29 protein-coding genes and 1 pseudogene are annotated in these 26,459 nt (G+C 60.4%); 19 read left to right on the top strand and 11 right to left on the bottom strand.

The window, feature by feature from the left end:
• Nucleotides 1-5 precede the first annotated feature (5 nt).
• Complete coding sequence (locus ACZK4Z_RS14145; protein ID WP_049430732.1) at nucleotides 6-725, bottom strand: hypothetical protein; 720 nt, start codon at nucleotides 723-725, stop codon at nucleotides 6-8.
• A gap of 658 nt (nucleotides 726-1,383) precedes the next feature.
• Here ACZK4Z_RS14145 and ACZK4Z_RS14140 point away from each other — a divergent pair.
• Both ACZK4Z_RS14140 and ACZK4Z_RS14135 read left to right on the top strand, forming a co-directional pair.
• Nucleotides 1,384-3,153, top strand: a complete 1,770-nt coding sequence (locus ACZK4Z_RS14140) for an ATP-dependent nuclease (RefSeq protein ID WP_082783310.1) — start codon at nucleotides 1,384-1,386, stop codon at nucleotides 3,151-3,153.
• Nucleotides 3,150-3,941 (top strand): hypothetical protein, encoded by a 792-nt coding sequence (locus ACZK4Z_RS14135; protein WP_046272134.1) that lies wholly within the window; start codon nucleotides 3,150-3,152, stop codon nucleotides 3,939-3,941. Before ACZK4Z_RS14140 ends, ACZK4Z_RS14135 begins: the two co-directional genes overlap by 4 nt.
• A 138-nt stretch (nucleotides 3,942-4,079) precedes the next feature.
• Here ACZK4Z_RS14135 and ACZK4Z_RS14130 read toward each other — a convergent pair whose 3' ends face one another.
• Together ACZK4Z_RS14130 and ACZK4Z_RS14125 are read right to left on the bottom strand one after the other, a co-directional pair.
• Nucleotides 4,080-4,418 carry a nucleotidyltransferase domain-containing protein gene (locus ACZK4Z_RS14130; RefSeq protein ID WP_046272133.1) on the bottom strand — a complete coding sequence of 113 codons (339 nt, stop codon included), beginning with the start codon at nucleotides 4,416-4,418 and terminating at the stop codon, nucleotides 4,080-4,082.
• A gap of 93 nt (nucleotides 4,419-4,511) precedes the next feature.
• Nucleotides 4,512-5,060, bottom strand: coding sequence for a hypothetical protein (locus tag ACZK4Z_RS14125; RefSeq protein ID WP_061478947.1), 549 nt, complete (start codon nucleotides 5,058-5,060; stop codon nucleotides 4,512-4,514).
• A 156-nt stretch (nucleotides 5,061-5,216) separates the two neighbouring features.
• On the opposite strand from ACZK4Z_RS14125, the gene ACZK4Z_RS14120 reads away from it, so the two are divergent.
• From ACZK4Z_RS14120 to ACZK4Z_RS14105, 4 genes are all read left to right on the top strand, one after another.
• Complete coding sequence (locus ACZK4Z_RS14120; protein ID WP_061478946.1) at nucleotides 5,217-5,759, top strand: hypothetical protein; 543 nt, start codon at nucleotides 5,217-5,219, stop codon at nucleotides 5,757-5,759.
• Nucleotides 5,756-6,316 carry a hypothetical protein gene (locus ACZK4Z_RS14115; RefSeq protein ID WP_061478945.1) on the top strand — a complete coding sequence of 187 codons (561 nt, stop codon included), beginning with the start codon at nucleotides 5,756-5,758 and terminating at the stop codon, nucleotides 6,314-6,316. The genes ACZK4Z_RS14120 and ACZK4Z_RS14115 overlap by 4 nt, the downstream gene beginning before the upstream one ends.
• A 198-nt stretch (nucleotides 6,317-6,514) precedes the next feature.
• A complete protein-coding gene (locus ACZK4Z_RS14110) occupies nucleotides 6,515-7,213 on the top strand; it encodes an ankyrin repeat domain-containing protein (RefSeq protein ID WP_157805965.1) in 699 nt (232 codons plus the stop codon).
• Between the two features lie 10 nt (nucleotides 7,214-7,223).
• Complete coding sequence (locus tag ACZK4Z_RS14105) at nucleotides 7,224-7,838, top strand: relaxase domain-containing protein (protein ID WP_157805966.1); 615 nt, start codon at nucleotides 7,224-7,226, stop codon at nucleotides 7,836-7,838.
• Between the two features lie 275 nt (nucleotides 7,839-8,113).
• On the opposite strand, the gene ACZK4Z_RS14100 is transcribed toward ACZK4Z_RS14105, so the two are convergent.
• On the bottom strand, nucleotides 8,114-8,488 hold the full coding sequence (locus tag ACZK4Z_RS14100) for an HNH endonuclease (RefSeq protein WP_082783308.1): 375 nt from the start codon (nucleotides 8,486-8,488) through the stop codon (nucleotides 8,114-8,116).
• Between the two features lie 743 nt (nucleotides 8,489-9,231).
• Here ACZK4Z_RS14100 and ACZK4Z_RS14095 point away from each other — a divergent pair.
• The 7 genes and pseudogenes from ACZK4Z_RS14095 to ACZK4Z_RS14065 all read left to right on the top strand — a co-directional run bounded on the left by ACZK4Z_RS14095 (nucleotide 9,232) and on the right by ACZK4Z_RS14065 (nucleotide 15,896).
• Nucleotides 9,232-9,639: a hypothetical protein gene (locus tag ACZK4Z_RS14095; RefSeq protein ID WP_061478942.1), complete on the top strand. Its 408-nt coding sequence runs from the start codon at nucleotides 9,232-9,234 to the stop codon at nucleotides 9,637-9,639.
• 1,836 nt (nucleotides 9,640-11,475) lie between these two features.
• Nucleotides 11,476-11,910 (top strand): BLUF domain-containing protein, encoded by a 435-nt coding sequence (locus tag ACZK4Z_RS14090; protein WP_006375649.1) that lies wholly within the window; start codon nucleotides 11,476-11,478, stop codon nucleotides 11,908-11,910.
• Nucleotides 11,911-12,003: 93 nt separating this feature from the next.
• On the top strand, nucleotides 12,004-12,279 hold the full coding sequence (locus ACZK4Z_RS14085) for a hypothetical protein (protein ID WP_049452609.1): 276 nt from the start codon (nucleotides 12,004-12,006) through the stop codon (nucleotides 12,277-12,279).
• Between the two features lie 61 nt (nucleotides 12,280-12,340).
• Nucleotides 12,341-12,769 carry a BLUF domain-containing protein gene (locus ACZK4Z_RS14080; protein ID WP_061478940.1) on the top strand — a complete coding sequence of 143 codons (429 nt, stop codon included), beginning with the start codon at nucleotides 12,341-12,343 and terminating at the stop codon, nucleotides 12,767-12,769.
• A gap of 60 nt (nucleotides 12,770-12,829) precedes the next feature.
• Nucleotides 12,830-13,213 (top strand): response regulator, encoded by a 384-nt coding sequence (locus tag ACZK4Z_RS14075; RefSeq protein ID WP_046429004.1) that lies wholly within the window; start codon nucleotides 12,830-12,832, stop codon nucleotides 13,211-13,213.
• 114 nt (nucleotides 13,214-13,327) lie between these two features.
• Complete coding sequence (locus ACZK4Z_RS14070; RefSeq protein WP_125892003.1) at nucleotides 13,328-13,669, top strand: hypothetical protein; 342 nt, start codon at nucleotides 13,328-13,330, stop codon at nucleotides 13,667-13,669.
• A pseudogene (locus tag ACZK4Z_RS14065) lies at nucleotides 13,669-15,896 on the top strand (methyl-accepting chemotaxis protein). Before ACZK4Z_RS14070 ends, ACZK4Z_RS14065 begins: the two are co-directional and overlap by 1 nt.
• Nucleotides 15,897-16,108: 212 nt before the next feature.
• On the opposite strand, the gene ACZK4Z_RS14060 reads toward ACZK4Z_RS14065, so the two are convergent.
• The 4 genes from ACZK4Z_RS14060 to ACZK4Z_RS14045 form a co-directional block, all read right to left on the bottom strand.
• Nucleotides 16,109-16,387 carry a hypothetical protein gene (locus tag ACZK4Z_RS14060; RefSeq protein ID WP_125892001.1) on the bottom strand — a complete coding sequence of 93 codons (279 nt, stop codon included), beginning with the start codon at nucleotides 16,385-16,387 and terminating at the stop codon, nucleotides 16,109-16,111.
• Nucleotides 16,388-16,426: 39 nt separating this feature from the next.
• Nucleotides 16,427-16,660, bottom strand: a complete 234-nt coding sequence (locus ACZK4Z_RS14055) for a hypothetical protein (RefSeq protein WP_125892000.1) — start codon at nucleotides 16,658-16,660, stop codon at nucleotides 16,427-16,429.
• A gap of 117 nt (nucleotides 16,661-16,777) precedes the next feature.
• A complete protein-coding gene (locus ACZK4Z_RS14050) occupies nucleotides 16,778-17,254 on the bottom strand; it encodes a chemotaxis protein CheW (protein WP_046272126.1) in 477 nt (158 codons plus the stop codon).
• 567 nt (nucleotides 17,255-17,821) lie between these two features.
• Nucleotides 17,822-18,346 carry an EAL domain-containing protein gene (locus tag ACZK4Z_RS14045; protein WP_235649995.1) on the bottom strand — a complete coding sequence of 175 codons (525 nt, stop codon included), beginning with the start codon at nucleotides 18,344-18,346 and terminating at the stop codon, nucleotides 17,822-17,824.
• Nucleotides 18,347-18,390: 44 nt separating this feature from the next.
• Between ACZK4Z_RS14045 and ACZK4Z_RS14040 the strand changes: the two genes are divergently transcribed.
• A complete protein-coding gene (locus ACZK4Z_RS14040) occupies nucleotides 18,391-19,401 on the top strand; it encodes a sensor histidine kinase (protein ID WP_082783306.1) in 1,011 nt (336 codons plus the stop codon).
• 15 nt (nucleotides 19,402-19,416) lie between these two features.
• Nucleotides 19,417-19,845 (top strand): response regulator, encoded by a 429-nt coding sequence (locus tag ACZK4Z_RS14035; protein ID WP_065427813.1) that lies wholly within the window; start codon nucleotides 19,417-19,419, stop codon nucleotides 19,843-19,845.
• On the opposite strand, the gene ACZK4Z_RS14030 is transcribed toward ACZK4Z_RS14035, so the two are convergent.
• The gene (locus ACZK4Z_RS14030) at nucleotides 19,809-20,330 is read right to left on the bottom strand and encodes a response regulator (RefSeq protein WP_061478936.1); all 522 of its coding nucleotides are present in this window, start codon (nucleotides 20,328-20,330) and stop codon (nucleotides 19,809-19,811) included. The two genes, ACZK4Z_RS14035 and ACZK4Z_RS14030, sit on opposite strands and share 37 nt — an antisense overlap.
• A 1,050-nt stretch (nucleotides 20,331-21,380) precedes the next feature.
• Here ACZK4Z_RS14030 and ACZK4Z_RS14025 point away from each other — a divergent pair.
• The 3 genes from ACZK4Z_RS14025 to ACZK4Z_RS14015 all read left to right on the top strand — a co-directional run bounded on the left by ACZK4Z_RS14025 (nucleotide 21,381) and on the right by ACZK4Z_RS14015 (nucleotide 23,048).
• Entirely contained in the window at nucleotides 21,381-21,614 is a 234-nt protein-coding gene (locus ACZK4Z_RS14025) for a hypothetical protein (RefSeq protein ID WP_106468504.1), read from the top strand.
• 48 nt (nucleotides 21,615-21,662) lie between these two features.
• Nucleotides 21,663-22,277 carry a hypothetical protein gene (locus ACZK4Z_RS14020; protein WP_032971128.1) on the top strand — a complete coding sequence of 205 codons (615 nt, stop codon included), beginning with the start codon at nucleotides 21,663-21,665 and terminating at the stop codon, nucleotides 22,275-22,277.
• 564 nt (nucleotides 22,278-22,841) lie between these two features.
• The gene (locus tag ACZK4Z_RS14015) at nucleotides 22,842-23,048 is read left to right on the top strand and encodes a hypothetical protein (protein WP_153643642.1); all 207 of its coding nucleotides are present in this window, start codon (nucleotides 22,842-22,844) and stop codon (nucleotides 23,046-23,048) included.
• 477 nt (nucleotides 23,049-23,525) lie between these two features.
• Here ACZK4Z_RS14015 and ACZK4Z_RS14010 read toward each other — a convergent pair whose 3' ends face one another.
• Together ACZK4Z_RS14010 and ACZK4Z_RS14005 are read right to left on the bottom strand one after the other, a co-directional pair.
• The gene (locus tag ACZK4Z_RS14010) at nucleotides 23,526-24,971 is read right to left on the bottom strand and encodes an EAL domain-containing protein (protein ID WP_235650041.1); all 1,446 of its coding nucleotides are present in this window, start codon (nucleotides 24,969-24,971) and stop codon (nucleotides 23,526-23,528) included.
• A gap of 389 nt (nucleotides 24,972-25,360) precedes the next feature.
• Nucleotides 25,361-25,804 (bottom strand): hypothetical protein, encoded by a 444-nt coding sequence (locus tag ACZK4Z_RS14005; RefSeq protein WP_061478934.1) that lies wholly within the window; start codon nucleotides 25,802-25,804, stop codon nucleotides 25,361-25,363.
• A gap of 347 nt (nucleotides 25,805-26,151) precedes the next feature.
• Here ACZK4Z_RS14005 and ACZK4Z_RS14000 point away from each other — a divergent pair, with 347 nt between their 5' ends.
• Nucleotides 26,152-26,346, top strand: coding sequence for a hypothetical protein (locus tag ACZK4Z_RS14000; RefSeq protein WP_061478933.1), 195 nt, complete (start codon nucleotides 26,152-26,154; stop codon nucleotides 26,344-26,346).
• Nucleotides 26,347-26,459 lie beyond the last annotated feature (113 nt).

The following is a 26,459-nucleotide window of genomic DNA, read 5'->3' as shown; positions in this document are numbered from 1 at the left end:
ATTTGTCAGGACGGCGTGCTAGCACTCCAGCGGTGATCGTTTCGGACCCCATCGGGCAATGGCCGAATCGATGGTGTGTATTTTCCAGACACGGCCGTTGCTTTGAGGGAATCGGACCAGCGCCACAGATCAATGAGGTCGCCGACGGTGCGCTCGGAAATGTCAGCGTCCGTTTCCCCCATTTCCTCTGAGTGCTTGTCCAGTCGTGACTGGATTCGTTTGAGGATCTCCAGCGCGTCTGCATACAGAACACTGCCTTGATAGCCCACGGAGTTGAAGGCCGTCTGGAGCTGGTGCAGCCGGCGATTGATCTTGTGGCCCTCTTCCTCAAGCTTTGCTAAGCAAGAGGCGGCGGCGACCCGTCCATCCTTTGGAGCTGGCTTGGTGAGTCTATGCTCCTGAAGAAGCCGTTCGTAATTTGCGTAACCGTTGATGGCGCCTTCAATGGCTTGGGTGATCTCACCCAAGATAGGCGCGATGAAGACTTTGGCTTCGGTGCGCTTTCGGCGCTCCTGCCAATTCGCGAGCCATGCACCAGCTCCAACTGCAAGGAACGAACCTACGGCCGGGCCGACAATGACGTTGGCAAGCTCTGGAACCTTGCTGTGTTGTGCTCCCATGAGAATACCTGCAATCAATGCAGTGACGACCAAGACGATCGCCCAAGGATTGATGGACAGCCATTCGGGCAAGCTGATCTTCTGCGAGTCTGTGTCATGAGCCATGCGGTTCCCCTTAATTTCCGTTTGAGAGCCTGCGCGTTGTCATCCCCTGCGCAGTTTTTACTACTCTAACCTCACTCGACCCCAAGCCGGGCGAGAGGCAGGTGCTCCAAGAGGTGTCGAGAGGGGGGGGCAAGGCGAGGCCACTGTCTCAGGGGCTGAGAGGGGGCTCATATGCTGCTTATGAACAATGCTTGGGCCAACAAGCCGTGTCCTCTGGTGGTTTGGAGGTCGTGCGTAGCGATTGCCTGGTTCGCATGACGGCTCATCTACCGTGTGACTGCCGCAAGGAGGCTCATCACCTCCGGAGCACTACTGTCCCTGGTCCATGGATCTGAATCTGAAGGCTGGAAAGGGTAGTATCGCCGAAAGTATTGTTGTGATAAATGATTGATATGCTGGGCAACGGTAGACCTTCGGGGCTAACCAGGCTTCGTCGCTCGTCTTGCTGAAGGGCTCCTGCTGGTGGTGGACTACAACGGCGGGGACTGATCTACGGCTGGCCGGAAAATGGGAGGGCGCCTGGTCGGACAGTTGTGGGCCGAGCGCAGCGACGGGCGGGCCGTCTGCCTCATCGCGCAGTTGAGGGATGAAAACAACAGCAGCCTTACCGATCAGCTGCAGCGATCGGTAAGTAATCAGGATAACAGGGGGCAATGGAATGGCTGTCTACATCTCAAGTTTGGATGTTCTGAATTTTAGATCATGTGTTTCCACAAGCTTGCAGCTGACCAGCTTTACACCGCTGGTTGGGTTGAATAATTGCGGGAAGAGCAATTGTCTTACCGCGCTCCAATGGCTCGTGCGTAAGGCAAAGCTTGGTGTGGAAGATTTCCACGAGCCGACCCTGCCGGTGCAAGTGATGGGAACACTGCGTGGGATCACCGAGGCTGATCTGGCGGTCCTGGAGCAAAAGCACCGAAAGAAGATTGAAGGACACGTTCGGGACGGGGCGCTGATGGTTCGTCGCGAACAGCAGGTGCCTGGGGGCGACACCGAACTGACCGTGATGAATCCCGACACAGGCGACTGGGAGCCGAACCCTACGGGCATCGATAACGCCATCTCAGCACTCTTTCCAGATCCTATTCGCATCGGAGCAATGGAGAATGCTGAGGAGGACGCCAGTAAGGCCAAGACGACGACCACGATCGGCAAGCTGCTGGCCTCGATGCTTGCCGCTATCCAAGAGCAGCACGAGGAGGCCTTGACCCCGCACTTGGCAGCCATCCTAGGAATGATCTCTGCAGAAGGTGGGGATCGTTTTAAAGAGTTGGGTCGCATCGACGATTCAATCAATCGTAAGATTTCGGATCTTTTTCCTGGTATCCACATCAAGCTGGATTTCCCAGTGCCGGTCTTCAATGACCTCATTAAGGCGGGAACTGTCAAAGTTTACGAAGGGGAGGGGCGTGGACGTGCCTTCGGGTCATACGGCCATGGCGCGCAGCGCGCCATCCAGATGGCCATGGTCCGGCATCTGGCGGATCTCAAGCGTGGAGCAGCGGCTGCGGGCGGAGTAACGCTACTGCTGGTGGACGAGCCGGAACTCTTCATGCACCCCTTTGCAGTGGAGCAGGTGCGTGAAGCCTTGCGTGCGTTGTCAGAGGCTGGATATCAGGTCGTGTTCTCAACCCACTCTGCTCAGATGATCTTGGCCAAGGACGCGAAGAACGCTCTGCTAATGACGAAAAAGCATCCGGAGGGAACCAAAGCCCGTCCGCGCATGCAATCCGTCGTAGAACAATTGGTGGACAATCCCACGCATCAACTCCAGCAGCTATTCAGCCTGACAAATTCGTCTCAGATATTGTTTGCCGACAAAGTCGTGCTCACAGAAGGGAAGACCGAACTCCGGCTGTTGCCATCCATCTTCCAGTTGGTGGCGGGCAAAACCATGGGGCAGTCATCGTTGGCAATTGTTGCGATGAGTGGGGTCTCGGATACTCGTAAGTCAATGGAAGTTTTGTCTGCCCTAGGGTTGCCTGCGTGTGCCATCGTGGACTTGGATTTCGCTTTCCGCCAAGCAACAAAGCATGGTTTCCTGCAGGCGGATGATCCCGATGTTGCTGCGTGCAAGAACGTTCTCGCGAGGATGGCAGGCGCGGGCGTCGTGACTTTAGACGGAGCGTTGCCTTGCAAGGGGATTCAAGGGCCGGCTTCGAAGGCATTCGAGTTGCTTGCGGCCGATGACCAAGCAAAGCCCCACATCGCTGCTTTAATACAGAAACTGCGTGCTCAAGGCCTTTGGTTGTGGGGCGCTGGTGCCATTGAGCCTCACCTTGGGATTTCGGAGAAGTCGGAACACGCCTGGCTATCTCTCCAAGTCCGATTGGAGAGCGAGCCACTGGAAGATTGCTGCTCGGACGCAGATGGCATTCGATCCTTGATCGAATGGCTGGATGCCCCGCCTGCGGTTCAGCCGGCATGAGCGGCCGCGAGTGGAGCGCCTATCAGCTGGTGGATTCCGAACGGGAGCTCCGCGTCTCGGAGCATCGGTTCTACGTTGAGCAGGCCAAGACCCGCCTTCTGTCTCAGTTCGCCAACATTGAGGCGGAGGCCGATCAAGCGGAATCCGAGCACTGGGAGCGCAGCGGTCAGTCCTTCGACCCTGACTGGCACGACCCTGGCGATCTAGCGGACGCTGCGCGCGATCACGGCGTCGAGTTCTACCAGCTTCTAAGTGAGATGCATGATCGAACCCGCCTCAGTGTGGTGGCTGGCATGTATCACCATTGGGACAAGACATTTCGACGCTTCCTCGTTCGTGAGTTTAGGTGGCCCAAGTTGGTGATCGGCGACAACACGCGGCGCGCTCTTTGGAAGCTGGATAGCGCGAAGCTGGAGAGGTTGCTTGAAGCCATCGGCTTGGACCTTTCTGCTCTCGCCTGTTACCCACGCATTGATGCCATGCGGTTGGTCGTCAATGTGTTCAAGCACGGGGAGGGGAAGTCATTGGACGATCTCCAGCTGCGCTACCCGGAGTTCTTGCGAGCAAGTTCTCACGGATGGAACTTGTTCGACGACACCGACATGGAGGTGTCGGATGTTCACGTCGATGACTTTGCTGCGTCTATTGAACTGTTCTGGCGTGAATTGCCGGCTACCGTAAAGTTCGACGAGGCAAACCTAGATGTTCCAGACGATTTTGCAAAGGCCTGGAACAAAGACCTTGAGGCGCAGAAGGTATCTCGCTTTGTCAAACAGCACGACATTTAACCGGTGTTGTCTCTTTGAGTAGCCCGGGTGAGCGCTTGGTTCCATCGAAATAGTGAAATGGTGGAATCGAAGCGCTCGTGGCTCAGGGCGGAAGTCGGGGCTGGGGCGGCGGCGTTAGGTGCTCCGGAGCGCGATGTTCTAACGAAACTTTTCGTAGATGAGCTTTCCCGACCGTTCGAGCCCCGCATGGAGGATCGGGGTTTCCTCGGGGCCATGGTAGAACTCCAAGTCAACCGGGATGGGCAGTCGTTGCGCTAGTTCGGCCTCCCAGTGCTCGGAGTATCGGCTGAAGGTCGCGAACCCATCGCTAAAGTCGACTCCTGGTGCCGCTGAAAGATCAAGCTCCACCGCGATGTCAATGTCGCTGTCGGGGCGATGATCGCCTCTTAGCCGGCTCCCGAACAAGTGGATCTTCGCGATGATAGGTTCTTGGCGAGCCCATTTCAGCAGCACTGCTTCGATCACTTCTAGGTCCATTGCAACTCCAATGTCAGATCAGCTGTCCAGCTGGGGCGGACTTTATCATCCTATGATGCGTGCTCTTGGATCTGCTGCCGCGCGCACAGCAGCTTACCGGTCGGCCGGTGTCTGCCGGCGACAAGCTATTCGGTCTTCAGGTAAAGCATGGGCGTCCCATCTCCCCCACGGGCCTACCCCCGATCTAAGCGTGCCATAGTTCAGCAGGTGAAGCGGGCACTCGGCCACGTCCAGTGCGGCGGCGGCCCACTCGTCATCATCGCCCAAATGCGGCTCCTCCTTGCCCCCGTGGAAGAGGTTGTTGCGCACGCGGCGTGCCGCTTCGATCAAAGCGCGGGCATTGGATTGATGAAGGGGCAGGCGCTGGAAGACAGCGTGGTTGAGGCCGTTGATCACCGCCACCTCCTGGACCATCGGGCGATCACGTGGAGGTGTGAGGATTTGCTCGCGCGTGCTGTCCGACACCCGATCGAAGAAGAGTGGATCGTCCAGCCGTGACACCGCCTCATCCACCGCAGGCCAGTTCACCTGGGCCATTCGGTAGGGACCGGCCCGAAGAAAGCCTGGGTCGCTCTTGAGGCGAAACTCCAACTGCGCGAACGCCCGCAGCAGGTCGAACGCGAGGGGATCAGAGACGGGCATGGGTGCCTTCAAGGTCGGTGGAGGATGCGGGCTTCTGAATCTGTCGGCCAGAGGCCGCACATTCTGAGTTTAGCCGTCCCGAAGCCCTGGACACCGCGCCGCTCTCTGTTTGCATGGGGGAGAAGGAATACAAACGTATTCCAGAAAGGAGGGTGCATGAAGGGTTGGGACCGGGCGTGGGACATCCTGAGCGAGGTTGGTAAGTTCACCCTGGGGATGTCGGCGCTTTTTTGCGTCCTCTTCACCATCGCCGTTTTGACGGAGAAGCTGGAAAAGAAGGATGCGGTAACCAAGAGGGCGCAGGCGATCGAGGAGGCGATGCCCATGGCTGCCGAGATCATTGCCGTGGCCGACGAGGGCGTTCCCAAAGAATGCTCCGATGGAACGTGGGAAAAAGATGGGCTGACTTGCAGGCTGAACGAGGCGCGTGTGGCGGCAGCCGACAATTTTAAGGTGCTCTACCGGATGAACGTGCCGGGCACTGAGAAGATAGAGGCTTACAAGCTCTTCCAGAGGGGAGAGGATGAGGTTAAGCGCTACCAATGGGCGGTTTGCCTGAAAGGCGACAACAAGGAGTTGGTGGATTGGGAGGCCGACTACGCGCTTGGCGCTTATGAGTTTTCGAAGAACATTCTGGAACGTCCTTGCAGCCATTCCAGCCAATACCCTGAGGCGTGCAAGAAGGAAGGCCTCTGGTGATTGATCTCTCGTGCCTCTGTCGCCAGGACATCATCGCCCACGGCATTTCTTTCAGTGCGCTGTTGGGGACACCTTTGGACAGGCTTCGCTGGGGCGGTTCGTGCCTGTCTGTGTTGAAGTTGCGCGGACAGGTGACCGAGCAAGCCATGCGGCGCTTCGCGTTGGGCCAGGACTTCGATGGGATTCAGCAATTGTGGGAGGGCGCCGCTCATTACGAAAGTGCAGCGGGCTACCGGGTGGGGTTTCGCCTGCCGGAGGGATTTATCGATGAGTTGGCGATGGCTGACGCGGAACAACGCGACCTGCTGCGGTTCGCCCACCTTCGAGCCGTTGGACGTGCGTTGTTGTCGCTGGCATGCCAACGGGATCACCAGGTGCTGTTTGTCGCGTCCGATCGCTTGGGGGGCGACTGGACGCATCACTGGCTGTTCGCCACCGCCTGCGCCCCCGACGGAACCTGGGAGCGCCTGACTGAGGCCTTGCGCGTTGGGTTGGGCCCCGCGCCCGATCGCCAGGGCCACCTGGGCGGGGTTGCGCTGTTGAATTGCAGCGAGTAAGTCGGTGTTGGCCATGCGTCCTCCTGACCCACTGATTTTCCGCTGTAGCGGAAACGCGCAAGGGGAGGGTGACAGTTTGGCAAACTGTCGTGCAACCCCAGCGTTTTTCCGCTTTAGTCAGTAAAGCCCTCTGGACAGGATGTCCCTTTCTGCTTGCATGGATCTGAAGGGATACAAATGTATTCCATGGGGGCTGACATGAATTTCGTGGCAAGTATAAAAAAGGGTGTGCGGGGATGGTTAAAGGATTTGCGTAACCCACCAAATCTATTTCAAGAGCCGATCTGGAAGGTTCGCGTGGAGTTCCTTGTATTGACGCTGCTGTCTCCAATCCTGATCCCCCGCTATGTCATTGAGAAACGCATGGGTAAATGGAGAAGGCATCGCCGGATGCCACCCATCTTTCAGCTATTCGACCGCGAAGGAGGGTTCCAGCTGAGGGAGCTTGAGCAGTTGATTGCAGATGGCGCTGATGTGAACGCTCGGGAGCGAAAAGATGGAAAAACGCCACTTATTCTTGCTGTTATGCAGGACAGTCCATGGGAAGAAAATGGGCGAAGGTGGCTCGAGGTTTGTCGCGTGCTGCTCGAAGCTGGCGCAGATCCGGACGCGGATTACGACTGTGGCGAGATAAGGCGGTCACCTATCTATTTCGCCTATCTGGCGGGCAACGTGGAGCTGCTCGACCTGTTGTTGCAGGCAGGGGCCAATCCGCGTTCGAAGGCTTGGTTGCAGTTTGTCAATGCAGAGCCACGTCCCGATGCGTGGCTCGAACAGCAACGTCCGGAAATACGCGATCGCCTATGCAGATGGGAAACGGAACAAGAGGCCCTGCGTTTGGATGCGACTCTCCCTGGCGCAACGAAAGCCGTTCCTAATAGTAGGGCACGGCTATGAGGGTGATCCCATGAACCTGCAACTCACCTGCCTCTGCCGGGAGGACGTGTTCGCCGATGGGTTCGCCTTCGCAGAACTGCTGGAGGCGCCCTTGGCCGCGTTGCGCTGGGGTGGTGCGTGGTTGACCCAGTTGAAGCCCGGTGGGCCAGTGACCGAGGAGGCCATGCGGCGCTTCGCTATGGGCCAGGATTTCGATGGGCAGCAGCGGTTGTGCGAAGGCGAGGGCCACCACGCCCGGGCGGCGGGCTACCGCGTTTCGTTGCGCCTGCCCAAAGGGTTCGCGGCGTTACTGGACACCGACGGCGAGGAGAGGGCACGGCTACAGGCTGCCCACCGCCATGCGGTTGACCAGGCGCTGTCGTTCCTGCCGTTCCAGCGTGATCACCGGGTGCTCTTCGTTGCATCCGATCGGTTGGAGGATGACTGGACGCACCACTGGTTGTTCGCCATCGCATGCGCACCGAACGGAAAGTGGGAACGGCTTGCGCTGAGCTTGCGGTTGGCGGCCAGCGAGGACGCTTATACCCACGCCATGGGGGCCTTCATGGAAGCGTTGCTGGAGACCAAACGATTGGAGCGCTTCTTCCGCCCAGCCCCCGTGGGCCGACTGAGGCAGAGGCTGTGACGCTGACGTCCAAGCCTCCCTTGACGGCCGTGCTGCCGAAAGTGTCCCTTTCTTCAACCTTGCGCCAGGCATTGGCCGCACGCGCTAGAGCAGCCGGGTGAGCGAGAGCGAAGCCGTGCGCCAATGGCTCACCGCCTACCTGGCGCGCCCCCAACTGCTGCGCTCTCCCGTTGCCGGCCCCAGGGACGACCGCTTGCCGCCTATCCGGGCTTCCCGAGACCTGGCCGACCGCGTCCGCCGCGAGGCGCAGCGGCAGCACGTGAGCGTGGCGGAACTCATCCGTCGGGTGGTTGCGTTCCACGCGTTTTGAGGCGCAACTTGGCCACGCTCGGCGGGTGCCACTTGCCCTTCGCCAAGCGTTTCTGCACGAACGCGCGGTAAGCCTCGGGGGAGGGCGGCGACTTGCGTTTGTGCCGGCGCATGTTGCAGAGCCAGCAGGCGGCAGCGATGTTGCCTACCACGTCCTTGCCGCCCTCTTGCTGGGCCACCAGGTGCTCAGCGGTGCAACGGAGCGGCGTGGCCGTTTTGGCGCTCAGGCCGAACGGCCTTAGTTCATCGGGAGAGGCGTTCCACATCGGCAGGCTGCAATAGCAGCACCGGCCCTTCTGGGCGAGGAAAGCCTCGGTTCTCAACCGTTGGAGTTTGGGCATGCTTAGATCTCAAAAAACAGGAAAAACCATCCCGTCGTCGCTTGTGCGATCGAATCGGGAACCTGTTGCCTTGAGCTAAGCAGGCAATACGCCGGGGGCATTTCCCCTCGCGGCAAGGGAGTTATCGCGCCCCAGGGTGGTGGGTGTCAAGATGGGGCCCGTTCGGGTGGCCATGCTAGGAACGATGGGCTATAACCGTTGGATTCCCTACCGGAGCGCTCCTTTGGCCCTGACCACCCTGAAATCCCTCAACGCCGAAATCAAACAGCTCTAAGCCCAGAAGAAACTGGTGGAGAAGCGCGACGGCGAGGTGCCCAAAGCCCTGGCGGTCCTGCAGAAGTATGCGAAGGTCCTCAGTCCGGCCCAGCGGCGGCAGGTGGCCAAGCTCATCGGAGAAACGATCGACGCCAAGCCGGCGCACGCCGCCAATGCTGCCCCGGGACCCCGAAAGGGCCGCAAGCTGGGCAAGGTCGCGCCGAAGTATCGCCTCCCAACCGGTGAGACGTGGGCAGGTCGGGATTTGGCCCCCAAGGCCTTCACCGCGTGGGCCAAGTCCGCCGAGGGCAAGGCGTGGGCTCAGGCCAACCCCGGAGCGAAGTTCCCCCGGCCCATGGCGCATCGAAGAAGGCACCGGGCAAGGTGGTCAAGAAGGCGGGCAAGCCGGTGAAGAAGGCCGCCCAGAAGGCCGTCAAGAAACTTGCGAAGAAAGCCGTCGCCAAGAAGGCCGGCAAGAAGGCCTGATCATGCGCGGCCTGTGCCCCAAGAAGAAGAGCCGGCTCTCGCCGCAAGGCAAAGCCATCGCGGCCGCCCACGTGCTGCTGGACAGTGCCGAGGGCCGATTGGACGAGAAGGCCGCCGGCAGGCGCTTGCGCGAGGAAGTGGGCCTCCAATGGTCCTACCTGACTTGCATCCAATACCTGTCAGGGCAAGAAGCCTTGGCGGCCATTGAATCGCTGCCCAAAGGGTGGGAGGAAAACGGGCGCACCCAGGGGCACCTGTTTGGGGCTGCAGTCATGGCTGCGCACACGGTGGCCAACCTGCGTTCGGACGGCAGCTCGTTGTGCGCCAGCTACTTGGCCCAAGAGCTCAAAGGGAAAACCGTGGAGCAGTGGCTGGCCGAGAAATTCGACGTGTTCCGGGAAGAAGTCTGACACCGGATGCCCATGGGCCCCTGATGGTGGCCCGAAGAGCTTTGGTTACCGTGGGTGTGCCGTCGAGGCCATCTCACCCGGCAACGGGGGACGGGGGCGAGAATCCCCATTCAAGCGCAGATCACCGCGGTCACACGCGAAGGGCCTTGGTTCGTCTGGCTTGCTGTTGCATCTGGTCCTGCATGCGATCAAATCAGGATGCAGCGGTAAAGGCCTAAGTCTTGATATCGAAACTGATGGGTGAGGGTGTGGTGCGGCAGAGGGAATTGAAGCTAGCTGCTGCCTGCCATTGGCCTCAGCGGCTAAAGCTGATCGGGCGTAGATGTCCGCCGGAGGCTTTTTCTTGGCGCCTCATCCGCGATCGATTGCGCACCAGCGCCGCATCTACTCGGTTGATTTTAGAAGCGGCGGGGAAACTGTGTCGAACGGTCAACGTGCGGGAGTTGACCCATCGGTAACGTAGCGGCCAGTGTCGGATGATTCTTCCGAAAGATTGGCAAGGCTAACTGATGGAAATAGGCACATTGCCTGAACCGTTCAATCAACTCGACTTGGCTGGGGTAGAGCGCCGATGCAGGGGTACCTTTGGGTGGATTCATAGGCAAACGATCGGCAGATGACTTTCACGCCGATGTCACGCGGTTGCGGCGATCTTCACCCCCAAGCGGACAGGGGGCCGCTGAGCGCCAATGGCCCGGGCGCTATGACTTGCTGCCAACCCGTGGGACTGTAGGACCCCATCATGGAACTACTTTTGTCTCTTGCTATGGTTATCTTGGCTTCCGCAACTGGTCTGGCGCTGCTCCAGCTTGTAATCGCGCTCTTCAAGGCGCCGTCCTGCCGGGAATGGTTGCGCCGCAGGAGAGCGAGATGATGCGTTCGTTTCACTACGCCTACCAGAAGGCTCGCGCTTGGCACAGCTCCGTAGCGACATCGATTTGGGCCGGAGTCCGCTATTCGTTGACGGGCGACACCGGCTATTTCAAGTCGCACGGTGGCTGGCGTCTGTCTCGCGTGCACCGGGGGTCTGAATCGGCGGAGCAATGATCGCTTCGGCTGAGCCTGTCGGGCCGCCAAAGGATTTAAGCCCTACACAGCCCGCTCGGTTTGTTTCGCTTACAGATCGGCCGTTTGTGGTGCGTGGAGCCCATCTACCCGGACGGCCAGAATGACGGGCGGCGCGCAGGCGTTGCTCTCACCGCTGCCGCTGTCGGATACTGATCCTGTCCATCGTTCGTAGCTCGCAATTCGCGCCGCCCACGGAGCCACAAGAGGGACGAATCGATCAATCAGGCCAACAACGAGCAGCCCGATGATACGTAGCAAGCTTGCTCACAGGCGCGTTCTCGCCGAGGGCGGACCGATTCTGGTGTGGTTGACCTCGTTTAAAAATCATTACGTATTTACCGCCAGTGGCATCGGATTGTCTGGAAAATACGGTGTGGAGCTACGGCAGGACACGAAAGCAAGTCGGAGAGCCCTCCAAGCGCGCTTTGCGGGGTCGAAGTTTCACGAAGTGTTCGTGAGCGATGTGCCAGCTTCGGTGATCAGTGTCAACCGGTCTCTGACGTCGGCTGGGCCGCGAGACGGGATATTCTTCCTCTGCAACACAGAGGTCGTCCAAGCCGCGGTTCTCGCGCACCTCGGGGCCGTGATCCCTAGCGAGGTCATCGCTCTTGCAGCCAACTTGAGTCGGGGACGGGGCTAGCCATGGTGCACTCTTAAAGGTTCAGGAATAGCGCAACTGAAAACTGAAATTCAAGCTGGCCTGCGTTTTGTACACAGCTGATCCACGTTGGCCGGCTTGCACTGGTGCCGAGTGAAAGGTAGCCCGTAATGTCTAAGTGTGCGGTGGTGTTCGTAAGCGCGGCTGTGGAAGAGATCGGTGAGGAGCGCTTGCCCGAAGTCATGCGTGCAGGCCGAGAGTTCAATGCCAAGTGCGGCTCGCGTGCAGTTGTATGCTTCGACGGCAGCAGGTTTTTAACGTATTTGGAAGGCACAGCGAGTGCGGTGGCTGCGAGCTCCGTTTACACCCAGTCCTTCACCCTGCATACCGAAATCGTTGAGCTGGCGCGGGGATCCATCCAGCAGTTGCGGTTCCCTGCGCATGCATTGCTCTTCCTGCGGATTTCAGAAGCCGAGCTCAAAGCACTGATGAGGTCGAACTGGGTGAATTTCTCCCAACGCTTCGGAGGGAAATTCATCCCAGAAACGGGGATGGAGCGGCTTGCCGCATTGGTCGGCAATCGTCTCGATGACGTTCCGCAGTGATGGGTAACGGATTTCCTCTGTAGGCCGCCCGATTCACGTTGCACAGTGGAAGCAGGGGAGTCATGAATTTGAGGCATTCGACAGGGGCATGCCATGCGGTTGGAATTTACTCACAGCCACATCTACCCAGGGGCCACCGCGTCCCTGACAGGCGAGCAGGCTGAACTGGGCGAGAGAACCACCTGCTTGGTCGAGCTCAGTGACGGCGTGGTCCTCTCGACCAGCTGTCTGATTCAAGGGGGGGAGATCATGCTATTCATGCCGGACTACCTGACCGCCCGTGGGGCAAAGATTCCGGCGAAGGACTGGGTGCTGCGGAAGGATCTGGAAACAGGCGCCTGGAAGGCAAAATCAAAGGTTGCCGTGTAGCACTTGCTGCTCTTCCCGACCCGTCAGGTTGTTGGGTCTGAAGCAATCTTAGGAGCGTGTCATGCCAAACCGTGCGGTGGTTTTTGTGAGTGAGGCCAGCCCCTACCTTAGCCTTGGGCGGCTGGTTGAGTTGATAGCCGACGCGGAGCGGTTCAACAGACAGGCCGGCGTGACCGGGGTGACCTTGTGCGACGGGGCCCGGTTCCTGTCCTACCTGGAGGGTCCACCGGATGGCCTTCGCGTTGCCTACGCCAGGGCATCCGAAGTGCGCAGCCACCTGAACTTCATCGAGTTGGCACGCGGGCGTGTCTCGCAACGTCGGCTGCCGCGGTGGCCTATGCGGCTGTTTTTGGCCAAGGAGGGCCAGCTGCAGAGCATCGCGATGGCAGACTGGGCCAGCTTCTCTCAGCGGGGCGATGCGGACGCAATGAATTCAACGGCGATGGATCTCCTTGTGCGCTTTGCCGAAAGCAGAAGTCGTCCCAACTAGCTTGAACCAGCTGCTGACCGTGTGGAAAATTTGACCCGACCTTGTGGAACGGCAATCCACATGAACGTTCTCTTCGTGGACATTGAAACCTCCATCTGTGAGTTGGTTGGAGTCGAACTAAGAGAGCTCGGCTATGACGTCGAATGCTTGGAATTCAGCTCAGGAGCCTTGCGCGCAGCGCAAGCGGGGCACGTCGACGTCGTCATTCTGGATGTGCCCGCCAGCCCTGACGCCCGGCGCAGTGCATACAAGTTGGCAGACGAACTTCGGCGCGATGGCATCGCTTTCTTCTTTACCTCCACGCTTCATCCGAACGATGTGATCAGCCGGCACCGGGATCGGGGTGTTTTGTCCAAGCCCTACGGCGTCAAACAGATCGATTCCTGGATCGAGGCGCTTGGCAAAGATTGCAGAGGCGAACCGGCAGGCGCGCACGTGCGCTAGCTGACTGGCAACATGCATCCGCCCTTTGGAGTGCATTGGACCGCAAGCCTTCCTCTTTACAGTGGATACGCTGGAAGCGAACGTCGCTGCTGCCCATCAATGCGCGCTACTTGCATGATCAGAAGCACTGTCGTTCAGCACCGTCACTTTCAAGACGGCGACCAGATCGTTGTCCTGCAGACAGCGTTCAAGAACTGGCTCCTGAATACGTCGTTCGCCATTGGATTTCCCGACTCCAGCAATCGGCCGCTTTCTGATCGAGCGGAGCAGGCCAAGCGCGCGCTGTTGGCCACGGCGAGCGAGATCAAAGGCCACAGTTACCAGGAGGCCTTCGTCAGGTCTCCTTTCGCCGCGCTTATCTCCATTCATAGCGCGTTGAGTGCTTCAAGCCACGGCGACGCCGTGTTCTTCCTGTGCGCCGACGAAGCCACGTCGGAAGCATCTCCAAAAAACTGATGCTGGCATTCGCCATAACGACCAGCATGACCTTGGCGTTGGGCATCTTCACTATTGTCCGCGCGTCACATTCGAAGCAGGAGTTGTCCAGGATTGAGTCCGTCTGGGCGCCTGGCAGCTATGCCATCGGAGAGATGCGTGCGCAGTTCGGCGATCTCCGCATCTACGAAACCTCCCAGGTCAGCGAAGCCACTTCCGCTGAGGCCGTCAAGCAATACGAACAGCGGATCGTGGCGGGCAAGGCCAAGATCAACGAGCTGGTGAAGCAATACCTGCGGTCCTTCGCCGATGGCGAAGATGCCGCGTTGTTCAAGCCGGTCAGCGCTGCGTTGAGCGATTACTTTGTCATCCACGATCAGCTTCACGCTGCGCTCCTCGCTGGCGATGCCGAGGCCGCGCAGACGATCTCGGTGACAGAATCCAGGGCAAAGCGCGTGGCGCTATTCGACGCCATGGATAAAGTCAGCGAATACAGCCTTCGCGGCATGAAGGCTGAACTCGCAACCAACGCAGCAAGCCTCAACAACCTGATGTCGATCACAGGCTTGGTCTTGGCGGTGCTGTACTTGGTCGCAAGCGTGCTGGGGTGGGCGATCAGCCGTTCGGTCACCCGGCCCATTGGTGAGGCGTTGCCCGCTATCCGCAGCGTGGCCAATGGCGACCTCAACGTGCGAACCGACTACCAGAGCCGCGATGAGGCGGGCCAGATGCTGCTCTCCCTCCGTCAAATGGTTGCCACCTTGGAGCGTTTTTCGAACGACACCAAGGTCATGGTCAAGCTTCACGAGGCCGAAGACATCTCGCACCGGATTCCGGAGGACCTGCCCGGTGTCTACGGCGAGCTGGCCAAGGGCATGAACACAATGGTGTTCGAGCACCTTGAGGCCATCCTGGATGCCATCCAAGTGCTCAACGAGTATGCGGCCGGTGACCTGCGGCGTGACGCGCGACGCCTGCCCGGCTCCCGGGCGTGCTCCACGAATCGATGGACGCTGCCAAAGCAAGTCTGCTGGCGATCAACACGGAGATCAAGCGGTTGGCAGTGTCGGCTGCCGACGGCGACTTCTCCGCCCGCGGTAACACGTCTGCGTTCCAGCACGACTTTGAATTGATGGTTTCGGACCTCAACCGTCTGATGGAGACAGCTGACCACAGCCTCAGCGCCGTCTCCACCTTGCTTCAGGCCATTGCCTCTGGCGACTTGACCCACCGCATGGAAGGCGACTTCCGCGGCGTCTTTGCGACGATGAGCGAAGACGCTAACGCGACCGTGGCTCAGCTGACCGATATCGTCTCCCGCATCCAGCAGGCATCCACGGCAATCAATACCGCGTCGACGGAAATTGCCGCGGGCAATGGCGACTTGTCGCGACGCACCGAACAACAAGCGGCCAACTTGGAAGAGACGGCGGCGTCCATGGAGGAGCTTACCTCCACCGTGCACCAAAACGCTGAGCATGCACGCCAGGCCAGCGAGTTGGCCAGTGGGGCCTCGCGCGTGGCCGGGCAGGGCGGTGGAGTGGTCGGGAAAGTAGTGGAGACGATGGGGGGTATCGAAGCCTCGTCGCGCCGCATCGGGGACATCATCTCCGTGATCGATGGCATTGCTTTCCAGACCAACATCCTCGCACTCAATGCGGCCGTGGAGGCGGCTCGAGCCGGGGACCAGGGTCGAGGGTTCGCCGTGGTGGCCTCCGAGGTGCGCACGTTGGCACAGTGCTCTGCCTCTGCAGCCAAGGAGATCAAGGGGCTAATCGAGGACTCTGTGGCCAAGGTCGCTCAAGGATCGGCGCTGGTTGACCAGGCTGGCCAGACGATGTCTGAGATTGTCAGCTCGGTTGAGCGCGTGTCCAACGTCATTGGTGAGATATCTGCCGCCTCTCAGGAGCAGGCGTCGGGCATCGAGCAAGTGAACCAGGCTGTTTCTCAGATGGACGAAACGACCCAGCAGAACGCCGCGTTGGTGGAAGAAGCGACCGCCGCTGCCCGATCCATGGAAGACCAGTCGGTACAGCTGGCAACCGCCGGCGCGGTCTTCAAGGTGAATGAACGCGCGCAGGGAAAGACGCCAGCCACGGCCAGTGCAAGCTTGGCCAAGCCAGGTGCTGTGGACGGCTCCCGCCTTTCTCAAACCGCCTACGCGGGCAAGCCAACCCCGCCGAAGGCATTGCCAGCTCGTCCCGCACGGCAGGTATCTGCGGACGCAGCGCACTGGCAGGAGTTCTAACCGCCCTTCCAAGGCCAGTGCGAACGCATGGTCGCTCGCAGGGCATGGTTGACCGAAGTTGCCGCTGAAGTCACCGTGGGTGAGGCCGCCTGGATGGCGGCCTCAGACCCGCAAGCGCGCCGAAAGCTCGGCGCCTTGCGCCGTGAGGCGGCGAGGCGGCAATGGCATTGGCCGAGGTTACGGCCGCCCGATGGCCGCTCCGCTTTGGCAGTTCAGCGGCTCGGAGACGGGGGAATGCCAGCCAATGGTTCCCTCAGGATGCCCAGCCATGGCTCGACGATCTCCTCGAACGCGAAGACATGGTCCCGGTGCTGGTCCATCCCTTGGAGGTAGTGCCGAATGCTGCGCTCAAACTCGTCTGCGACGTTGGCGTTGCCGGCGTTCGTGCGAAGCAGGAGCACTGTGGCGGCTTCCAGCGCCGCAACACGTATATGCATGCGATTCATTGCTTCTTGAAGACGCAAAAATGCGTCCCTGACCTCGTCGTTCACCAAGCCCTCCGCGAGCAGGCACATCAACACAGAAGAGGATCAGTGGCTGCTGCTTGAGCCCGGGATCGTCAGGCGAGCACGGTTGGCGGCGATCAGAAGGGCATTGCCAATTCGCTCCGCTTGCGTCGGAGTCATCGTCGAGCCGCACATGGTCGAGTCACCGGCCGCGTTGCGAACTTGGTAAAGCCCGAGTGCAACCACTGCTGTTTCGGCGTCAATGCCGACTTCAAACCTGTCCAGTGGGAACCACGTTGCTCCGTCGAATTTCTCCATCGAGCGCCCCATGCACGGAATCGCGTTGTCAGCCAGAGATTACCGCAAAGCGTGGAACTTGGAACGCGCGCGAATCGGTTGCAACTGAAAGCGGCAGCACCGTGCAGCATTGGGCAATCAACCTGAATCGATCTCCAGCCGTTGCTGAATGGATAGGGCACGACCAGGGTCAATGACGGCGACGCGTTTGCCGTTCCCCAGCTGCACGCCCTGCGGGCAGAGCTCAGCGAATCGGTCGCTGTGAGCGGCAGGCTCGGCACGCCAGGCAGACAGGCTCTCGATGACCAAGACTTCGTCCACTGCAAGGGCGAACAGCTGAACCGCGGATTGAACCAACAGCATTGCTGGACAACCCGTCCCGACTGCATCGCCTCCGGTGATCAAGCCCAGATCAACCACAGGGACGTCTTGCCCTCTGATCGAGACTACAAACTGGCGGTCCCGGGTTCGGGTCAGCGTCTCTGGTCCGCGTATTTCCACGGCCGACTCGACATCCACACCGAACAAATCGCAGCCCACACGCACAATCACCAGCTCCAGCAATGGCTCTGATGAGGCCTGCAGAAATGGATCATAAGGCAGGGGAACGGTCATGGTTTCTGTGGGCAAAGACCAAAGGGCGATCGCATCATGCCCTTAATGTGTCCACCGTGGCAATTCATGCCCTAGGAAATCCGAGGCGTTCAGATTGGCAGGCCAAGGGCCTCACTCTGACAAGACCTGCCCGTCGTCCGAAGACGATGGGTTAGCGGTGGCTGTAGCGTTCGTGCCGGCCATTCGCTTCATGAACTCTTCCAACCTCATCCGGCTCACCGCTTGGTGGTTCTGGCAGTGTGGGCACACCATCACACCGGCGCCTTCCAAGTCCGTCAGGCCCTCGCCCGGTGCTAGCAGCGAGGTGAGACCACAGCTGCTACAAGTGGCCTCAACAGCATGCAGACGCGCCAGAGCGCCGTCGGAGGTCAGTTCTCCATTGACAAAGCGAAGCAAAAAAAAACCGGTTTAGCCACGGGTAGGGTCCTGAAATAGGCCAGAGGCAGTCAGCGGCCTCAGCGATCTCGCAGACTTCCTGAAAGCGATACGCACGCTGCAGGATCCTTCCGCGTGCTTCCATCCGGGACGGTTCGTCGGCTGGAAGACCGAGTATCAAACTCCCTCGGGTCAGGGCGCAAGGAGCTCGGCCAACTCAATGGCGCTGATGGGTCTGGAAAGCGCGAAACCTTGAATTTCGTCACACCCAAGGCCTTGGAGCTTGGCGACCTGACCGTTCGTCTCGGCTCCTTCAGCGACGGTCGAGTAGCCCAGATCATGGGCCAGACCGACGATCGCTTGGACCTTGAGCAACGCGCGTTGGTCTTCGGAAATATCGTCTATCAGCGACTTGTCGAGCTTGAGCGTGTGAATGGGCAACTCGGTCAGGTATCCGAAATTGCTGTAGCCGCTGCCGAAGTCATCCACCGCGAGCCGAATGCCTGACGAGGCCATCCGCTTGAGTTGCTCGCCCGGCAGCGAGTTGACCCGCAGCCATTCTCCCTCGGTGATCTCGACCTCCACGTCCTGGCAATCCAACCCCTGCGCGTGGATTTTGGCCACGAGTTCATCGGCCATTCCTTGCCGCGCGACATTCCGAGCGGAGAGGTTGATGGAAAGGCTCAACGCAAGGCCAGCACGCTTCCATTGCGCCAATTGTGCCAATCCTAGGCGCAAGCGAGCGGCCCCTGGGGGCACTGGTGGCCGCGGCCACCCAGTCGCGTTACTCAATCTCCCCCGATTGGCAGCAGGAGCAGATTTATCGCCAAGGGGACATGGCCGAGCTCAAGGCCACTGGGGGCAACTGGCGTCAACAGCTGATCCACCCCGAGGACAGGCCCGCGGTGGAATTGGCCATTGCTCATGCCCCGGAGTTGGCGTCGCCGTTGGAGGTAGAACACCGCGCCTTGTTGCCAGACGGCTCCGTCCGCTGGATACAGTTGCGGGCAGTCCCGTTGATGGACAGCGAAGGCAACGTGAGCGAGTGGTTCGGTGCAGCCTCCGGCATCACCGATCGCCGCGTGGCTCAAGAGCGTTTGCAGCAGTTGACCGCAACGCTTGAAGAGCGGGTGCAGGCCGGCACTGACGAACTGATGGCGATGGAGGAACGGCTGAGACAGGGCCAGAAGATGGAGTCCCCCGGCCAACTGGCCAGCGGCATTGCCCACGACTTCAACAACATGCTCACCGGGGTCTCCATGGGCTTGGAGCTGTTGGAGATGCGCGTTGGCCAAGGCCGTTTGGAGGACCTGGGTCGCTACGTGGAGATGGCTCGAACGGGGGCCGACCGAGCTGCAGCGTTAACCCAACGACTGTTGGCGTTCTTTCGCCGGCGGACGTTGGCACCGTCGGCCATCCACGTGTCGGCCATGGTGAACAGGACGCTCCACATCCTGGCCCGCTCCATCGGGCCCTCCATTGAGATCGAGACGCGGTCGGATCAAGTGGAGGACGTCGTGCGGGTGGATGCTCCGCAGCTGGAAAACGCCCTTCTCAACCTGTGCATCAACGAGCGCGATGCGACGCCGGATGGAGGGCGCATCTCGATTGAGGCCGAGCTCTCACACGTCGATGGCGGACTGGCGGAGCGTTTGGTGCTGACGCCTGGACCCTATGTTCGCTTGTCGGTCCGAGACACGGGAACCGGCATGGACGCGAGCGTTGTTGAAAAGGTGTTCGAGCCCTTCTTCACGACCAAGCCGATCGGGTAGGGCACGGGGTGGGGCTTGCCGATCTACGTATTCACGCGCCAATCCGGCGGTCAGGTGGCGGTTGACTCCATCCCTGGGGTGGGAACCACGATGCACCTTTATTTGCCGCAAAGCACGGCTGATACCGATGACCGAATCCAGGAAACGCCCGCGCTTCCCCCAGCCACGTCGCCTGGTCGCTCGGTCCTTCTGGTAGAAGACGAGACCGCCATGCGCACGCTGGTGAAAGAGGTGCTGAGCAGTTTGGGCCACCGCGTGAAGGCGGCTGCAAACGGCAGCGACGCCCTCACTGTGCATGCCAGCGAAAAGCACTTTGATTTGCTGATTACGGACGTGGGCCTGACGGGCTCGCTCAATGGGCGGCAGGTGGCGGACGCGGGCCGGCAGCGCCGTCCGACACGCCGGTGTTATTCATCACCGGCTATGCAGCAAGCGTCGCGGTAGGAGCCGGCCAGCTTGAGTCTGGCATGGAGATACTCACCAAGCCGTTCGCCGCGGGGGAGTTGGAAAGAAGAGTGACCGAGTTGTTGCTGGAAGCCGTCAAAGCGTCGAACGAACCGTTCCCAGCAACTCCAGCAGCGTGAAAGCTTCTTGAGCAGCATAACGTCGTTTTCGAGGAAGTGTGGGTCTGCGCCGGAAACGCCCCCGTGACCGGTGACCAGCAGGACCGTCACGGAAGGGTGGCGTGCCATGGCGTGCTTGGCGAGATCGTGCCCGTTCATCCCCGGCAGGCCCACGTCGGAGATGAGGAGATCGAAGGCGGGTTGCTGTGCCAAGCGCTCCACAGCCGCTTCAGCGTCTCCGACCGCAGTGATGTCATAGCCGCTGTCTTTGAGAACGTCCTGCATCGATTCGCGGATGGCGACGTCGTGCTCTACAAGAAGGATGCGAGGGTACGAGAGGCAGTCATAGCAAACCTGGTTGATCAAAAATTCGAGGAATCATGCAGGACGGGGAGTAAAGCGCTGGTGCATCCCTGTGATGACGGCAATCACGGGAAGGCGAGGGCGCCGTCGCGCCTTGACGCGGTTTTGCCGCGAGGGCTGGATACTCAATCCCCACCCCCTCCCGCCTGGACACTCCCACTATGGCCCGATCCGCCCCCGATTTGCCGGCAGCGTCGCCCCACGCCCTTCGCGTCGAAATCATGCCGCTGGAGTGCGGTGATACCGCGGTGATCGTCGAATTTGAATCCGAACCGCCCGCGTCGTGGCGAGCTCTTCTGACGAAGAAGTTGGCAGACGTGGAGGGGCTTGAGCTGGCATCCGCCCAGTTTGAGGGGCGGGTTCTCTACGTGCTGGGTGCGGAGGGGGGTAGGGGAGGAAGCGTCCACAGGGTGAGTCAATTGTTGCGGTCTCTTCCCGGACGTCCTGGGGGCTCAAACCTGCTGGATGAGCCTGTGAGCCGGGGCGTCCCGGGGCCGGAGCAGGCTCTAGCGACGCACGCCTGAGCGCGTTGTTCAAAAGACGAGTTAAACGCCCGGCCGGAAGATAGGCCGAGCTCGGTTCGATGGCGCTAGCATCGCAGATTGATCACGCAAGGCAGCTATGTACGTTGAGGTATACCACCGGGTGGGATTTTGGGCCCGGATCACCGGGGCGGAAGGTTGGCGCTGGCGGCTGGTGGCGCCACGCGGGCATGTTTTGATGGCTCCCCGGGAGACGTTCGCCAGTCGGCAGGCGTGCTTGGCGGCCTTGGCTCTGCTGCAGATCGGGCCCATTTCAGCGGTGGAGTCGGCCGGAGATGCCCCGAACGCGGTGGGCGCGGCCCCCTCACTATGTCCCGCCCTTTCAACGCCATGACGGCCACCCCAGGTTGGGCAGGTCACGGTCACATCGCCGGCATCCAATGAGGACTGGGTCTGATCCATCGGGGGGCATTTCGCTTGAGTGTGACTCCCCGCGTCGCAGGAAGGCGATCAGTTGAGGCCAGCGGCGTTCGCGTGCACACTGCTTTTGAACAGTCAGGGTTCGAGGGCCATGGGTACTTCCAAGCCGGGCAAAGATTTAGAACGGGTCACCTTGTCGGTGGGAGAGCACGTTTACACCTCCGAGATCTGGCGGCTCAGTGAAAGCCGTTGGGTTCTTCTCGCTGTCGAGGTCCATGGCGTGGGAGGGCGCTCGGATTTGAGCATCAAAGCGTCGTCGTGCCTCCATGCGTTGGACGCGGGAGAGCGGATTGCGTCTGAGATTCTCAACAACCCCTATGGCTGAATTGGCGTTGGAAGGTTCAATCGACTGAATGGATCCCAAGGACGGCAGATGAGCATTTTGAACGTGTTGCTGAGTGCCGATCACTTGGCTGTGACCGTCGATACCCTTGCGCAAGATGCTCAAACCGGGGCGCACTCAGAGGGCGCCAAGTTGCTTCTGCTGCCTCAGCACAACGCCGTCTTGGCCACGCGTGGGTCGGCCCAGTTCTTCCTAAGAATCTACGAGCTCTGTCTCCAAGCCAGTTTTCGAGCAGACTTCACGATAGAGCGGCTGTCCGGCGAGCTTGGCGGCGTGATTGATCGCCTCTGGCCAAACTACGTGAGCGCGGCGGCAGCCGCTGGCATACCCATCAGCGCTATGCACACCGAGTTGGTTTTGGGCGGCTGGTCGGCGCACGCCCAGCGCATGGTTGCCACCGCTTATGCAAAGTCCGAAGATGGCCGTCCCGCCGTGGTCCAAGCGCTGGTGGGAGGCTTGGCGTCGCCAGGAGAGCCCTTGCGGAATCAGCCAGCAGGCATGGGACGGGCGGAGTTGATGGCAGCAGGACGCTTGCAAGCCGCTTACCTCAACGGCGACAGCGAGCGGCCATTAGCGGGCGGTCGTCTGTTGGCAGCAATTCTCTCAAAGGGCCAAGCAACCGTTCTCGATCTGGGAGGTCTCTAGGGGGCAGGGCAAAGCGTCGATTTGCTCGGCCACGGACCTCAGTCCATGACGCAAGCCAAGCAGAAAGTCTGCATTGGAGCGTTGGCTGGGGAGGCACATGGATGTCGACGATCATGGGCATCAGGTGGGCCCATGCAAGGCGCACCGCGGTGGGATTGGCAGAACTGGCCACCAAAGCCCTGACCGCATACTCCAAGGCATTGGTTTCGCCCTCAGCGTTGGGCAGGCGCCTCTCGCACTCGCTCAGGCGGAGCTCCAACTTGACCAACGCCTCCGTCTCAGCCTTGTGCATACCCCTCCTCCATTGGCTGGCCACCGAATCGCGGTCTGGCAGCAGGGTGGCCCCAAGCTCAAGCGTTGGAAACCGGTGAGCGTTCCGCTTGACTGCACCGTCAATCGGCCCTTTCGGGCCAGCACACAGCGGTCCACTCTTCAATCAAGACTCGCCATGCGCGGGTGGTTAGGTTGGGGGCAAAGCTTTTCCAACCTCGCGCGTGCCACCGCCTAGCGGTTGTCACAGAGCGGGCAAGTGAGCACGGCGGCGCCGTCCAAGTCCAGCAGGCCATGCCCTGGAACCAATCGCAGTTGGCGGCCGCATTCCAGACAAGCGCAACTGATCCGCGTGACCTGCAAGAGCGAGCCGTCGGCCCGCCGCACACCCTCAACCTGATCGATGAAGAAACGTCCAATGTTGGGCATGAAGATGAACAAAAAGCTGAACAGAGCGGAATGCATATGATGCACCGCGACAACCCCACCGGAACCAGATGAGACAATTGGATTCTGAAGAATTCATCTACGGGGTCGTCCGCGCAGTCCGCACGCCAGATACCGCTGTCCGATCCCTCTATTGCCGTCGCAGGAGCATGATAAAGAGGCGGGCTGCACGGCGACAGCCTTAGGCACAGGGAAGTAACCGAGCGGCGCTGTTGGAAAGCGCTGAGCCAGTTCGTTAACCAGCAAAAGGCCAGACCGGCGGCCAGTCGGTTGCGACCACTGCTGAGGGTGTGTGTCGCGCGTTGCCCTAAAGAGGCCGCCTGCTAGGGGTGCCGATCACGACGATGCCCTGAACTGCCGGGGCGTCACCTAGGGGAGGGGGAGTCACCCCTTTGGGTTCGGCGGCGCCAACTGGGGTCAGCGCCATAGCGGAGATTTTCACGATTGTCGCGTCCATCGGACGCACGGACATCTTGCTAGGGCGAACGTCAAGCGCCAGTGAACGCGCTCGGGTCGACCCGTGCGCGAGGGCTACCCAACTTGGATGGCGGCAAGCGCGTCTTTGGTTGAGAGAGGGCAGCCATAGTGCCACCCTTGGCCAATAGCCTCTGGAGCAATCCGGTAGAGCAGCAAATCTTGCGCCTCTGATTCGACGCCTTCTGCGATGACATCCAGCCCAAGCTCACGTGCGATGCGATACATCCCTGGCAAAACGGGCCGCAGGGGGGAGTCCTCGTTGATAGCGGCCACGAACATGCGATCGATCTTGATTCCTCGAAACGGCGATTGGGCGAGGCGGGAGAAGTTGGCGCTGCCGGTCCCGAAGTCGTCGATCAAGAACCGGTATCCCAGAACAGAGAGGGCCTGCATGTTGCTCTTTGCGGCAGCGGACACGAGTTCTTCCCGCTCGGTGATCTCGATGCGAATTTGCTCTGGCAACACGCCAAAATCGTTGGTGACGCTGCCGATGTAGCGAACGACGCACTCTTGGGCCATGTCCACGGGCTCGGCATTGATGCTTACGTAGAGGTTCCTATGCTCCCTCAGCGCGGGGGCGAGATCATTCATGGCACGGGCCAGCACGTATCGAAAAAGATCAGGACTCAGGCCGAATCGGTGGGCGATGGGCACGAAGATGGCCGGCGGGATTTCATCGTCTCCCGGCGGGCGCCAGCGGCTGAGCGCTTCAAATCCCACGAGCTCCCGCGTGCCAATTCGACGCAGTGGCTGGTAGGCCAGTTCGATCTCGCTGCGCTTCAGTGCAAGCACCAACCGTTGCTGGATGGTTTGCCGAGCCGTGATTTGGTGTTTGATCAGCAAGAACGCGAGCAAAAGCCCTACCGAGGCACCCGCTGCCAGGATGGTGGTGAGCAACGCCGAGGGCAGTTCGGACACCACGTGCCTAGGGCTGGTAACGAACGCGCAAACGTCGGCCACCCGGCTGCAATGTTGAGCTTGGACGAGAGACGGGCTGCCGACGCGGCTGGTCGGGGACAAGGTGCGGAATGTAAACGATCGGTCCTTCGTTTCGATGCTGATGGAGCTGCTGCGCGCAGGGTCCAAGCTCTCGAAGGCAGACGGGGAGGACACGGTGAACGTGTCGCCTTGGGCGATCAGATTGGACCCGGTGTAGGGGGAGCCAACGAGATCCGACGCGTGCCAAAGCCGGACAGCGCCGCTGGAGAAGCGTGGGGCGGGGAGGGTGTAGGGGCGCGAGCGCCCCCAGAGAGCGCTGCAGACAAGGCGTCCGTCTCGGATGCGACCGATGTCGCTCATGTAGATGGAGCGGAACGCGATCTCCTTTAGTGAGTCGATGTCGGTGTCGGAGCAAGGCGGCTGTCCGATGCGAGAGGCTTGTTCGGCCGCTACGCGCCGGTCACGAGATATGGCCTCCGCGCGCGTCACCGCGGCTTCCGCCACTGCCTCCGCCCCTTCCTTGTCACGCACGTAGAGGATGGCTTGGGCGACCGCGAGCATCGCCAAGAGGCACACCGCCGTGGCTCCTATTACGGTCGAGACGTAGCGACGCCGATTTTCTCGAACGCTCAAAGCAACCCCCGATCTGAAACGCGCCATCGCTTCGCTTGGCTTCTCGCCTCATTTACCTTGTTACAGGTTTATCGGCAAGCTTTCCATGAACTTCAGCCCCAGCTCCACTGGCTTGCAAGCCTCGATCGAACAACCATGCATCTGCGTCTGAACTGTACAGCAATAGGCCGTGAGCCCGGCGATCGCCAGCATTGACACCTGCGGCGTCTGTTACGAAGATCAATACGGTTGCACGGATGGCGCAAGCGGGCACTTGGTAGCGCCTAGGCTTGCGAGAGCACGCCTGCGCTCTCCGTCAGACACGCCATGCCCTTGTGCTATGGTGCAAGGTGCGGACGGGACGGCTGTCGGCAGCGTCGGGTGGGCGATGGCGCTTTCTGTGCGGTCATGGGCGCGCTAGGTTGCTCTTTGATCAGCCAAGCGAGGAAGGCAAGGCGGTCCGGGAGAATTTCAGGTCGAACGCCCAAGCGCAAATTGCACTCGAATTCGTCGAAGTAAGCCATTCCAGCCGAGAACTCCGCGTTGTTCGGTCGCATCGATTTGGCACTGGCGATTGGATCATCCACGGTCCCGCAGCAACACGCCTTCAGCATCTCCATCAGCTGGGACTTACCCAGCTTGGTGAGTCCAAACTGGGCTGGCTTGCCCGGCTGGAACCAGACCAGGTCTTGATCACACAACGCCGTCAGCCTCGCTGGCGAGGGACGAAACCCCTGGGCAGCCATGCACAGGTCTGCGAACTGATCAAGATGAACGGTCATAGCAGTGGTCGTCTTTGCTCATGAAAGGCCTTTTTTCACTGTGATCCCCTGCGATCGAAGGCGCAAGCCTCTATGCGTTCAGCGTTGGCCGAGGCTTCGACCGTCTTTAGGGGCGGCGGCGGCCCTCAAACCGCTCGAGCGCTCCCTTGCTGGCGCACCCGTCCAGGGAGCCCCGAGGTGGGACCGGGAAGCCCATTGGCCGATGATCGCCAAGGTTCGGCCGGCAGGTTCATGCTCAACGCCCTGCCAGTCAACGGGGTGGTCGCGCTCCGCCTCCCGGAGCCCAAAGACGCCTGAACCCCACGGGGCCCTTCGGGGTCCCTTTCATTTCCTAAGAGAGAACGCCCGTGACGACCATCAACGCCCAGTGGTGCACCGCCTTCAACGCCGCTCTGCAAGCGCACTTCGCCCTCCCCATCCAGAACGCGGGGCTCACCGACACCGAGTTGTCCCGCTACAGCGACCTGCAGCCCAAAGAGGCTGCCCTCACCTTTGGCGAAGACCACGATCTGGAGCGCGTGGATCGCGGGTGGTTTGGCTAGCCGCTTTGGCTGCCATGCCATGCCAGACAAACGCCACTGGGACCAACTCGGCTCGGGCAGACTGTGAGGGGTGTCACGCAATCGGTAAACTGTGCCCGCGCCAAGGTAGGCGC

Source organism: Stenotrophomonas sp. 71799_Sma (genome assembly GCF_056482505.1).
Note: the sequence above shows the minus strand (reverse complement) of the source record. Positions and strands in the feature narration are given on the sequence as shown.

What these genes read in the sequence shown, in the direction of transcription:
- ACZK4Z_RS14075 (WP_046429004.1), top strand. Translation starts at nt 12,830, where the DNA reads ATGAACGTTCTCTTCGTGGACATTGAAACCTCCATCTGTGAGTTGGTT.
- ACZK4Z_RS14050 (WP_046272126.1), bottom strand. Translation starts at nt 17,254, where the DNA reads ATGACCGTTCCCCTGCCTTATGATCCATTTCTGCAGGCCTCATCAGAG.
- ACZK4Z_RS14025 (WP_106468504.1), top strand. Translation starts at nt 21,381, where the DNA reads ATGGGTACTTCCAAGCCGGGCAAAGATTTAGAACGGGTCACCTTGTCG.
- ACZK4Z_RS14135 (WP_046272134.1), top strand. Translation starts at nt 3,150, where the DNA reads ATGAGCGGCCGCGAGTGGAGCGCCTATCAGCTGGTGGATTCCGAACGG.
- ACZK4Z_RS14140 (WP_082783310.1), top strand. Translation starts at nt 1,384, where the DNA reads ATGGCTGTCTACATCTCAAGTTTGGATGTTCTGAATTTTAGATCATGT.
- ACZK4Z_RS14010 (WP_235650041.1), bottom strand. Translation starts at nt 24,971, where the DNA reads ATGCTCGCGGTCGCCCAAGCCATCCTCTACGTGCGTGACAAGGAAGGG.
- ACZK4Z_RS14145 (WP_049430732.1), bottom strand. Translation starts at nt 725, where the DNA reads ATGGCTCATGACACAGACTCGCAGAAGATCAGCTTGCCCGAATGGCTG.
- ACZK4Z_RS14090 (WP_006375649.1), top strand. Translation starts at nt 11,476, where the DNA reads ATGTCTAAGTGTGCGGTGGTGTTCGTAAGCGCGGCTGTGGAAGAGATC.
- ACZK4Z_RS14130 (WP_046272133.1), bottom strand. Translation starts at nt 4,418, where the DNA reads ATGGACCTAGAAGTGATCGAAGCAGTGCTGCTGAAATGGGCTCGCCAA.
- ACZK4Z_RS14125 (WP_061478947.1), bottom strand. Translation starts at nt 5,060, where the DNA reads ATGCCCGTCTCTGATCCCCTCGCGTTCGACCTGCTGCGGGCGTTCGCG.
- ACZK4Z_RS14100 (WP_082783308.1), bottom strand. Translation starts at nt 8,488, where the DNA reads ATGCCCAAACTCCAACGGTTGAGAACCGAGGCTTTCCTCGCCCAGAAG.
- ACZK4Z_RS14105 (WP_157805966.1), top strand. Translation starts at nt 7,224, where the DNA reads ATGAACCTGCAACTCACCTGCCTCTGCCGGGAGGACGTGTTCGCCGAT.
- ACZK4Z_RS14110 (WP_157805965.1), top strand. Translation starts at nt 6,515, where the DNA reads ATGAATTTCGTGGCAAGTATAAAAAAGGGTGTGCGGGGATGGTTAAAG.
- ACZK4Z_RS14055 (WP_125892000.1), bottom strand. Translation starts at nt 16,660, where the DNA reads ATGGAGAAATTCGACGGAGCAACGTGGTTCCCACTGGACAGGTTTGAA.
- ACZK4Z_RS14005 (WP_061478934.1), bottom strand. Translation starts at nt 25,804, where the DNA reads ATGACCGTTCATCTTGATCAGTTCGCAGACCTGTGCATGGCTGCCCAG.
- ACZK4Z_RS14070 (WP_125892003.1), top strand. Translation starts at nt 13,328, where the DNA reads ATGATCAGAAGCACTGTCGTTCAGCACCGTCACTTTCAAGACGGCGAC.
- ACZK4Z_RS14095 (WP_061478942.1), top strand. Translation starts at nt 9,232, where the DNA reads ATGCGCGGCCTGTGCCCCAAGAAGAAGAGCCGGCTCTCGCCGCAAGGC.
- ACZK4Z_RS14020 (WP_032971128.1), top strand. Translation starts at nt 21,663, where the DNA reads ATGAGCATTTTGAACGTGTTGCTGAGTGCCGATCACTTGGCTGTGACC.
- ACZK4Z_RS14080 (WP_061478940.1), top strand. Translation starts at nt 12,341, where the DNA reads ATGCCAAACCGTGCGGTGGTTTTTGTGAGTGAGGCCAGCCCCTACCTT.
- ACZK4Z_RS14120 (WP_061478946.1), top strand. Translation starts at nt 5,217, where the DNA reads ATGAAGGGTTGGGACCGGGCGTGGGACATCCTGAGCGAGGTTGGTAAG.
- ACZK4Z_RS14015 (WP_153643642.1), top strand. Translation starts at nt 22,842, where the DNA reads ATGCCCTGGAACCAATCGCAGTTGGCGGCCGCATTCCAGACAAGCGCA.
- ACZK4Z_RS14085 (WP_049452609.1), top strand. Translation starts at nt 12,004, where the DNA reads ATGCGGTTGGAATTTACTCACAGCCACATCTACCCAGGGGCCACCGCG.